General features: G+C 55.8%; 1 protein-coding gene and 2 pseudogenes. All 3 read right to left on the bottom strand.

Annotated elements, in window-relative coordinates; genetic code table 11:
- A pseudogene (locus JIN85_RS20440) lies at positions 1 to 308 on the bottom strand (hypothetical protein); the annotation flags it as partial.
- Between the two features lie 29 nt (positions 309 to 337).
- Positions 338 to 1084, bottom strand: coding sequence for a hypothetical protein (locus JIN85_RS20435; protein WP_200274335.1), 747 nt, complete (start codon positions 1082 to 1084; stop codon positions 338 to 340).
- Between the two features lie 63 nt (positions 1085 to 1147).
- Positions 1148 to 1465 (bottom strand): annotated as a pseudogene (locus tag JIN85_RS20430) (hypothetical protein); the annotation flags it as partial.

Raw genomic sequence — 1465 nt, 5'->3', positions numbered from 1 at the left:
GCGACCAGTTTGCCTTCCCAGCAAAGCCGCCCGTGAACTACCGATGCATGCCCGGCAACTGCAAACGGTGAAAAGCCCCAGCGTTGGGATTGCTCCACAACCAACAAGCAGTTGGCAGCGGCTTTCTCGGGTGGAAATGGTCCGTTTTTGTCAGAGACGAGGGTTTCCGGAACAAGCGATGATTTCGAAAGCACGGCGGCGATTCGATAGAGTGACTCGAAGGTCCCGCTGTCAAAGATGCCGATGCCAGTTGAAGGAAGTGGGTGTGTTGGCGCAGTTGCCAGTGCTGTTAGATTCTGTGTGGTCATGATATAAAATGGTTAGATTGGGTTGGGGTTTACTCTTCTTCGTCCGCGTCGCTCAGGTCATCGCGATCATCGAGGCAAGTGGGTTCAGTCGCCGGCCCGGCATCGGGATCAGATAGATCCGCGTCGTCATCGAGGGTCACTGGCTCGCTCTCAAAATCGAGAGGTGGCGTGCCGTCTTCTTCCTCATCCTCAGGTGAATCAGATTCTTCATCCTCTCCATCCCGCATCGGCATGATGTAGGCTTTGCCGAAGTCGTGGCTCATCATCATGGCGCCCGAGTGTTCATCGTGGCCGATTTCGAGCTCCACGGTTTCCTCCCCTTTCCGCGCCACCTTATAGCCCGATCCCTCCAGGAGATAATCGATCCGGAACAATCGATCGGCGCGGAGAAGAACCTTTCCGATCGTGTCCTGGGTGATGTGGAAATGCTTGTTGGAAGGAATTTCGCCGAAAATCTCCGTCCATTCTGGGTATTGGAATTCTCGATCCGATTTTACGAGAACCAGAACCTTCGGTGACTTGTGAGCCACCTGATAAAGCCCGTCATCAAGCAGTTCGAGGTCGTCGTCAAAGAGTCCGGTTTCGACTCGGGTTACGTGAAGCCGTCTCCCATCGGTTGCGACGTAAACGCGGTCGCATCCGTCGCGGGTGACATTGAGGTGAGTGAGCACTTCCCTCGCCTCATCCGTTGAGACCGCCGCACAGACAAAGCGTAGGCGGTCGAATAGAAAATAGGCTTTAGGAATGACGATAGCGTCTTGAATAAGTGTGGTCATGATTGGTGTATTTCTTGCGCCCTGCTCCCCGGGCCGGGTCGGATGGTTGTGAATGACCGGCTGTCAAAAATGGCCGGATCCGCGCTCAAACTTTTCGGAGTCCTCAAGGCATCGATGCGCCTCGTTCCCCTCCACCGCGCTGACAAAGAACCCGAGCACCGCCGCCATCACTGACGCGATGCACCAGCCCGGATGCTGATAGAGAGCGGCCGCAAACGCCCAAATGACGCAGGCCACCGCAAAGGCTCCGGCACATAGCGCAGTCAGGAAATGCCGCTTCGCCGTCCGAAGGTATCGGTTCAATTTCATTGCCCCTCCTTCCCCGTTGCCTTGGCGATCGCGGCATCGCAGATGGAGGCGATCTTGTAGGAATTGTTCGAT

The organism is Luteolibacter pohnpeiensis (genome assembly GCF_016595435.1).
GTDB lineage: Bacteria > Verrucomicrobiota > Verrucomicrobiia > Verrucomicrobiales > Akkermansiaceae > Luteolibacter > Luteolibacter pohnpeiensis.
The sequence above is the reverse complement of the archived record's forward strand: the minus strand, read 5'-3'. Positions and strand labels throughout refer to the sequence as shown.

Excerpts from the sequence above, each read along its gene's own strand:
- JIN85_RS20435 (WP_200274335.1), bottom strand. The coding sequence starts at position 1,084 with ATGACCACACTTATTCAAGACGCTATCGTCATTCCTAAAGCCTATTTT.